Raw genomic sequence first — 7,115 nt, 5'->3', positions numbered from 1 at the left:
TTTTTTTATGCGCGCGGCTCGTGCAGCCGGGCCGTCACGTAATCCGCGATCGCCAGACAGGCAGTCAGCCCCGGCGATTCGATGCCGAACAGGTTCACCAGCCCGGCGATGCCGTGCTGCGCCGGGCCGTCGATGCGAAAGTCCGCGGCCACCTCGGCGGGGCCGCTGATCTTCGGACGGATGCCGGTGTAGGCCGGTTGCAACGAAGCGTCCGGCAACGCCGGCCAATAACGGCGGATCGCGGCGTAGAAGCCCTCGGCCCGTTCCGGCTCGAAGCGATAGTCGAGCGCCTCGACCCACTGCACGTCCGGGCCGAAACGCGCCTGCCCGGCCAGATCCAGGGTCAGGTGCACACCGAGGCCGCCGGGCTCAGGCAGCGGATAGACCAGATGGCGAAACGGCGTGCGCCCGCTCAGGCTGAAGTAGCTGCCCTTGGCGAAGAACTGCCGCGGCCGCGCCGTCGGGTCCAACCCGGAGGTGTGCGCGGCGAGGATGGGCGCACCATGCCCGGCGCAATTCACCAGGGTGCGGGCCAGCAGCTGCAGCGGGTCGGCGCCGCCCACCTCGACCTGCAACCCTGCGCTGCCGACCGTGATCGCCGTTACCGGCGCGTTCAGTGCCAGCACCGCGCCGTGGCGCTCGGCATCGCCCAGCAGTGCCAGCATCAGCGCGTGGCTGTCGATGATGCCGGTACTCGGCGAGAGCAGCCCCGCCACCGCCTGTACTTCCGGCTCCAGCGCCAGCACCTCGCGACCATCGAGGTGCTGCAGGTCATCGACACCGTTGGCCAGCGCGTGCCGCCGCAATTGCTCCAGCGCAGCGATCTGGGCCTCGTCGGTGGCGACGACCAGCTTGCCGCAACGTCGATAGGCCACGCCGTGGCTGTTGCAGAAATCGTAGAGCTGGCGACGCCCGGCCACGCACAACCGGCCCTTGAGCGAGCCCTGCGGGTAGTAGATGCCGGCGTGGATGACTTCGCTGTTGCGCGCGCTGGTGGCGGTGCCAAAGGCCGCCGCGGCTTCCAGTATCAGCACCTCGCGACCGGCCAGCGCCAGCGCACGTGCCACCGCCAGCCCGACCACCCCGGCGCCCACCACCACGCAATCCACCCGATCCATGCCAGACTCCTCGACCCGAACAGCCCAAGCCTGCCGCAACCACAGCGGTCGGCCAAGGGTCGGATGACCTGACCAAGAAGTTAAAGGGAACACCCGCATGCGCATCGGCCTGATCTCCGACACCCACGGCCTGCTCCGCCCCGAGGCAGTGGCGGCACTGCAGGGCTGCGCCCAGATCATTCACGCCGGCGATATCGGCAAACCGCAGGTGCTCGACGGGCTGCGCGCCATCGCGCCGCTGGAGGCGATCCGCGGCAATATCGATACGGCCGACTGGGCGCAGGTGCTGCCCGAACGGCTCGACCTGCGCATCGGGGGTCTCACCCTGCACGTGCTGCACGACCTCAAGCAGCTGGATATCGACCCGCTTGCCGCCGGCGTCGACGTGGTGATCGCCGGCCACTCGCACAAACCGAAGGTCGAGCGGCGCGATGGCGTGCTCTACGTGAACCCGGGCAGCGCCGGTCCGCGACGCTTCAGCCTGCCAATCAGCCTGGCGCTGCTGGAGCTGAACGACGGCCAGGCGCAGGTGGAGCTGATCAGCCTCAGCTGACGCCCATGTAGCGATCGGCGCGGTGATTGATCGCCAGCACCAGATTCAGCGCCACGGCGCCGAGTACCGACAGCAGGACCTTGTCCACCGGTACGACGAACACCGCGGCCATGACGATCAGCGCGTCGATGCCCATCTGGAAGGTACCGGCGCGCAGGCCGAAACGCTCCTGCAGGAACAACGCAAGGATGTTCACCCCGCCAAGACTGGCGCGATGGCGGAACAGGATCAGCAGGCCGATGCCGATGGCGAAACCACCGAACACTGCGGCGTAAACCACGTTCAGCTCGGCGAAGCGTACCCACTGTGGGGTCAGCTCGGCGAACAGCGAGACCAGCCCCACTGCGCAGACGGTGCGCAGGGTGAACTTCCAGCCCATGCGCCAGATCGCCAGTGCATAGAACGGCAGGTTGAGCAGGAAGAACACCGGGCCGAACGACCAGCCGGCCAGGTACTTGAGCAGAAAGGCCAGCCCAACGGTGCCGCCGGTCAGCAGCCCGGCGTGGCTGTAGAAGGCGACGCCAAGGGCGACCAGCGCGGTGCCGGTGAGCAGCGCCAGAGCGTCCTCCCACAGCGGGTGACGAACGAAGATCGCCGATACGCGCTCGGCTTGCGGCACGTCGGATTCGCGGGTTTGCATCGGCTGGGTCTCGAAAACGGTTGTTGCGAAGGATAGAAGCTGGGCAGACGGAAGGACTTGGCGTCGATCAAGCAAAGACGGCGCCGATCAGCGCCGTTGCCAGGTCTCGAACCGATACGCAGGCGCCTCGCCCTCGGCCGGATGCGGCTGGCTGTCGATGCACTGCCATTCGTGCTCGTCGAATACCGGGAAGAAGGCATCGCCCTCGGGCTGCGCGTCGATCCGTGTCAGGTAAAGCCGCTGCGCCTGCCCCAGCGCCTGGGCGTACAGCTGCGCACCGCCGATCAGCATCAGCTCGGCGACACCCTGCTCGCGCGCCCACTGCTCGGCACGCACCAGCGCGGCATCCAGATCGGTGAAGGTTTCCGCGCCGTCGAGCTGCAGATCGGCCTGGCGACTGACCACCAGGTTGAGCCGCCCCGGCAGCGGGCGGCCGAGCGAGTCCCAGGTCTTGCGACCCATGATGATCGGCTTGCCAAGGGTCATGGCCTTGAAATGCTTGAGATCGGCGGGCAGATGCCAGGGCATGCGGTTGTCGAGGCCGATCACGCGGTTCTGCGCGAGGGCGGCGATCATGGCGAGGGGAAGGCGGGTCTGATTCATGGCGGCGAGAATACCAGAGCGGCCCCGATTCCCGCAGCGCCAGCCGTTCGTCGGTTTAACCGTTTTGCAACGCAAGGGGCAACGCAGCGTCAACGTCCGGTCATGCAAGTGGCGCAGGCTGTGACATCCAAACCGAGGAGATGCCGAAATGGCCCGCAAGACCACCGCTTCCCTTCGCCGCTGGCTCACCGCCTGCACCCTGTTGCTACCGCTCGCCGGCTTCGCTACGCCGGATGAACACGCCGCGAAACACCAGGCTGCGCGGGGCGAGCCGACCCCGCTGGTGATCGCCCATCGCGGCGCCAGCGGCTATGTACCGGAGCACACCCTGGCCGCCTATGCCCTGGCCGTTTTCCAGGGCGCCGACTACATCGAGCCGGACCTGGTGATGACCCGTGACGGCCATATCGTCGCCCGCCACGACAACGAGCTGGGCCTGACCACCGATGTCGCCCAGCGCCCCGAGTTTGCCGATCGCAAGCGCACCCAGCAGGTCGACGGCGTCACCCTCACCGGCTGGTTCAGCGAAGACTTCACCCTCGCCGAGCTGAAGACCCTGCGCGCCATCGAGCGCATCCCGGATATCCGCCCGGGCAATGCCCGCATGGACGGCAGCCTGGAAATTCCGACCCTGCAGGAGATCATAGACCTGGTGAAAACGCTGCAGCTCAGCCAGGGCCGGCGCATCGGCCTGTACCCGGAAACCAAGCATCCGACGCATTTCCAGCAGCTCGGCCTGGCCATGGAGAAGCCGCTGGTGCGCATCCTCACCCGCAACGGCTACGTCGGGCGCCACGCGCCGGTGTATATCCAGTCGTTCGAGGTGGACAACCTCAAGACCCTCAGCCGCCTGACCCGGCTGCGTCTGGTGCAGCTGTTCAGCTCCGGCCAGCCGTATGACCAGCAGGTGCGCGGGACCAAGCTGACCTACGCGCAGATGGCCACCCCCGCCGGGCTCAAGGCCATCTCCCGCTACGCCGCCGGCGTCGGCCCGGAGAAGAGCTACATCATTCCGCGTGACGGCAACGGCAATCTGGGCACGCCGACCGGCTTCGTCGCCGCCGCCCATGCGGTCGGGCTCAAGGTCCACCCGTACACCTTCCGCGCAGAAAACGCCTTCCTCCCGGCCAACCTGCGCAGCAGCGACAAGCGCCACGAGCGCGGCGACAGCGAAGCGGAGATCCGCGCCTTCCTCGATGCCGGCATTGATGGCCTGTTCATCGACCAGCCGGATATCGCCGTGCGCCTGCGCAACGCCGACTGACGACCACAGCGGGGAGCCGCAACGGCTCCCCGTTTCCCCGTTCCGCGCGGCAGCGGTTATCCTCAGGGCTCGACCCACCAGCGAGAAGCCGCGTGACCGTCCGCCCCTCTCCCGATCTCACTCCGCTCGACCGAATCTGGCTGACCGAAGCCGTGCGCCTGCGTGAAGAGCATGCCGGGCCGCTGGACGACGACGAGGCCAACCGCCAGGCCCGTACCCACGGCGGCGATCTGCCGGCGCTGATCGAGCGCCGCGCGCTCTGGCTGGCGCACCGTGACGGGCTCATCGAGGCGCTCCGGCACTGGCGTCAGGGCGCCCGCCTGGGCGCGCTCGCGCTGATCCTGCTGGCGCTCTTCACCGGTGCCGGGCTGGCCTTCGCCGCGCTCGGCGACGGGCAGCGGCCGGTCAACGTGTTCTGGGCGCTGGGCAGCCTGCTCGGGCTGAACCTGCTGACCCTGTTCGGCTGGCTGCTCGGCCTGCTGCTGACCGGTGCCAGCAGCGGCGCGCTGGGGCGGCTGTGGCTCTGGCTGAGCGAAAAGCTCGCCCGTGATGCCCGCGCCGCGCAGCTGGCCCCAGCGCTGCTGAGCGTGCTGGATCAGCGCCGACTCGGCCGCTGGTTGCTGGGAACCGGCGTGCACGCCCTATGGCTGCTGGCGATGGCCAGCGCCCTGCTCACCCTCCTCGCCCTGCTGGCGACCCGCCGCTACGGCTTCGTCTGGGAAACCACCATCCTCGGCGAGAACGCCTTCGTCGGCCTGACCCAGGCCTTCGGCGCGCTACCGGCCCTGCTCGGCTTCAGCGTGCCGGATGTCGAGCAGATCCGCGCCAGCGGCGCACTCGCCGGCGATCTGGACGGCGCCCGGCAACGCTGGGCCGGCTGGCTGGTCGGCGTGCTGCTGGTCTACGGCCTGCTGCCGCGACTGCTGCTGGCGAGCCTCTGCCTGTGGCGCTGGCGGCGTGGGCGGGCTGCGCTGACCCTCGATCTGAACCTGCCGACCTACCGCCTGCTGCGCGAACGCCTGCAGCCACCCAGCGAGCGCCTCGGCATCCGTGATGCGGCGCCCGCCCAACTGCACGCGCCCAGCGCCGGCGCTCAGCTCGATGGCAGCGCTGGCGCCGTGCTGGTGGCCATCGAGCTGGACGGCAGCCGCCCGTGGCCGCCGGCTCTGTCCAAGGGTATCGCCGATGCCGGCATCCTCGACGACCGCGAGGGGCGCCGACGGCTGCTCGATCAACTCACCCGCTTTCCGCCGGCACGCCTAGCCGTCGCCTGTGATCCGCGACGCTCACCCGACCGAGGCACGCTGGCGCTGATCGGCGAACTGTCGCGCTGTGCCGCAGCGACACGGGTCTGGCTGCTGCAGGCACCACCCGGCGAGGCGCTGGACAGCGCGCGTCTGGATGACTGGCACCTGGCGCTGGACAGCCTGGGCCTGCCCCATTCCAACACGACGCCGCTGGGCTGGCTGGAGAGCGGACATGACTGAAGCCCTGAAGCTCGCCGTTGTCGGCCATACCAATGTCGGCAAGACCTCGCTGCTGCGCACCCTGACCCGTGACGCAGGCTTTGGTGAGGTCTCGCACCGGCCGAGCACCACCCGCCACGTCGAGGGTGCGCGGCTGTCGGTGGACGGCGAGCCGCTGCTGGAGCTCTACGACACCCCGGGCCTCGAAGATGCCATCGCCCTGCTCGACTACCTCGAACGGCTGGACCGTCCCGGTGAGCGCCTCGACGGCCCGGCACGCACCGCGCGCTTTCTCGACGGCAGCGAGGCACGCCAGCGCTTCGAGCAGGAAGCCAAGGTGCTGCGTCAGCTGCTGGCCAGCGACGCCGGGCTCTACGTGATCGACGCCCGTGAGCCGGTGCTGGCCAAGTACAAGGACGAGCTGGCGGTGCTCGCCGGCTGCGGCAAGCCGCTGTTGCCGGTGCTCAACTTCGTCGCCCAGCCGGGGCACCGCGACGAGGAATGGCGTCAGGCCCTGGCCCGCCTCGGCCTGCATGCACTGGTGCGCTTCGACAGCGTGGCGCCACCCGTGGACGGTGAGCGCCGGCTGTACGAAAGCCTGGCGCTGCTGCTGGAACAGGCGCGCCCCAAGCTGCAGCGACTGATCGAGGACCACGAGGCCCAGGCTGCCGCACGCCTGGCCAGCGGCCAGCGACTGATCGCCGAACTGCTGGTGGATGTCGCCGCCTGCCGACGCAGCGTGGCCGCACAGCCGGAACTGGAGCGCGGCGCCATTCGTGAATTGCACGATGCCGTGCGCCGCCGCGAGCAGCGCTGCGTCGAGGCGCTGCTGCGCCTGTATGCCTTTCGCCAGGACGATGCAGCGGCCAGTGATCTGCCGCTGCTCGACGGGCGCTGGGGCGACGACCTGTTCAACCCCGAAACCCTCAAGCAGCTGGGCGTGAAGATCGGCGGCGGCATGGCCGCAGGTGCCGCGGCCGGTGCCGGGGTCGACCTGATGGTCGGCGGCATCACCCTCGGCGCCGCGGCGCTGCTCGGCGCCATCGCCGGCGGCGGCGCGCAGACCGCGCGGCACTATGGCAATCGCCTGCTCGGCAAGCTCAAGGGGCAGCGCGAGCTGAGCGTCGACGACGCCGTACTGCGCCTGCTCGCCCTGCGCCAGCGTCAACTGCTGGCCGTGCTTGCGATTCGGGGGCACGCCGCCACAGAGGCGATCCGCCTGGCCACCCCGCAGGATCAGGGCTGGCGCGAGGGCAAGCTGCCCGAAGCCCTGCAACGCTGTCGCGCGCATCCCGAGTGGTCCTCGCTCAACCCCGGCGCCCGCCTGCAGGACGGCGAGCGCCAGACGGCGCTGGACGAGCTGGAAACTCAACTGCAGCAAAACTGAGCCGATCAGGTGGAGCGTAGGGTGGGCTTCAGCCCACCAGCGGGTGGCGTGCGCGGGGTTGTCGGTGGGCTGAAGCCCACCCTA

Annotated in this window: 7 protein-coding genes; 4 read left to right on the top strand and 3 right to left on the bottom strand. The window is 69.3% G+C overall.

Annotation, left to right across the window (positions count from 1 at the left end; all coding sequences use genetic code 11):
• Nucleotides 1–5: 5 nt before the first annotated feature.
• A complete protein-coding gene (locus HZR81_RS18755) occupies nucleotides 6–1,118 on the bottom strand; it encodes an NAD(P)/FAD-dependent oxidoreductase (RefSeq protein ID WP_500128945.1) in 1,113 nt (370 codons plus the stop codon).
• 97 nt (nucleotides 1,119–1,215) lie between these two features.
• Here HZR81_RS18755 and HZR81_RS18750 point away from each other — a divergent pair, with 97 nt between their 5' ends.
• Nucleotides 1,216–1,671, top strand: a complete 456-nt coding sequence (locus tag HZR81_RS18750) for a metallophosphoesterase family protein (RefSeq protein WP_003282804.1) — start codon at nucleotides 1,216–1,218, stop codon at nucleotides 1,669–1,671.
• On the opposite strand, the gene HZR81_RS18745 is transcribed toward HZR81_RS18750, so the two are convergent.
• The gene (locus HZR81_RS18745; protein WP_102838936.1) at nucleotides 1,664–2,311 is read right to left on the bottom strand and encodes a YitT family protein; all 648 of its coding nucleotides are present in this window, start codon (nucleotides 2,309–2,311) and stop codon (nucleotides 1,664–1,666) included. The two genes, HZR81_RS18750 and HZR81_RS18745, sit on opposite strands and share 8 nt — an antisense overlap.
• Before the next feature lie 87 nt (nucleotides 2,312–2,398).
• Entirely contained in the window at nucleotides 2,399–2,914 is a 516-nt protein-coding gene (locus tag HZR81_RS18740) for a dihydrofolate reductase (protein ID WP_095460281.1), read from the bottom strand.
• Nucleotides 2,915–3,062: 148 nt separating this feature from the next.
• Between HZR81_RS18740 and HZR81_RS18735 the strand changes: the two genes are divergently transcribed.
• From HZR81_RS18735 to HZR81_RS18725, 3 genes are all read left to right on the top strand, one after another.
• The gene (locus HZR81_RS18735; RefSeq protein WP_208216975.1) at nucleotides 3,063–4,178 is read left to right on the top strand and encodes a glycerophosphodiester phosphodiesterase; all 1,116 of its coding nucleotides are present in this window, start codon (nucleotides 3,063–3,065) and stop codon (nucleotides 4,176–4,178) included.
• A gap of 92 nt (nucleotides 4,179–4,270) precedes the next feature.
• Nucleotides 4,271–5,665, top strand: a complete 1,395-nt coding sequence (locus HZR81_RS18730; protein WP_500128944.1) for a DUF2868 domain-containing protein — start codon at nucleotides 4,271–4,273, stop codon at nucleotides 5,663–5,665.
• Nucleotides 5,658–7,031 (top strand): DUF3482 domain-containing protein, encoded by a 1,374-nt coding sequence (locus tag HZR81_RS18725; RefSeq protein WP_500128943.1) that lies wholly within the window; start codon nucleotides 5,658–5,660, stop codon nucleotides 7,029–7,031. Before HZR81_RS18730 ends, HZR81_RS18725 begins: the two co-directional genes overlap by 8 nt.
• Nucleotides 7,032–7,115 lie beyond the last annotated feature (84 nt).

Source organism: Pseudomonas sp. LM13, from assembly GCF_041381355.1.
GTDB lineage: Bacteria > Pseudomonadota > Gammaproteobacteria > Pseudomonadales > Pseudomonadaceae > Stutzerimonas > Stutzerimonas frequens.
Note: the sequence above shows the minus strand (reverse complement) of the source record. Positions and strands in the feature narration are given on the sequence as shown.

Coding starts and splice junctions, on each gene's coding strand:
- HZR81_RS18735 (WP_208216975.1), top strand. CDS start 3,063: ATGGCCCGCAAGACCACCGCTTCCCTTCGCCGCTGGCTCACCGCCTGC.
- HZR81_RS18750 (WP_003282804.1), top strand. CDS start 1,216: ATGCGCATCGGCCTGATCTCCGACACCCACGGCCTGCTCCGCCCCGAG.
- HZR81_RS18725 (WP_500128943.1), top strand. CDS start 5,658: ATGACTGAAGCCCTGAAGCTCGCCGTTGTCGGCCATACCAATGTCGGC.
- HZR81_RS18740 (WP_095460281.1), bottom strand. CDS start 2,914: ATGAATCAGACCCGCCTTCCCCTCGCCATGATCGCCGCCCTCGCGCAG.
- HZR81_RS18745 (WP_102838936.1), bottom strand. CDS start 2,311: ATGCAAACCCGCGAATCCGACGTGCCGCAAGCCGAGCGCGTATCGGCG.
- HZR81_RS18755 (WP_500128945.1), bottom strand. CDS start 1,118: ATGGATCGGGTGGATTGCGTGGTGGTGGGCGCCGGGGTGGTCGGGCTG.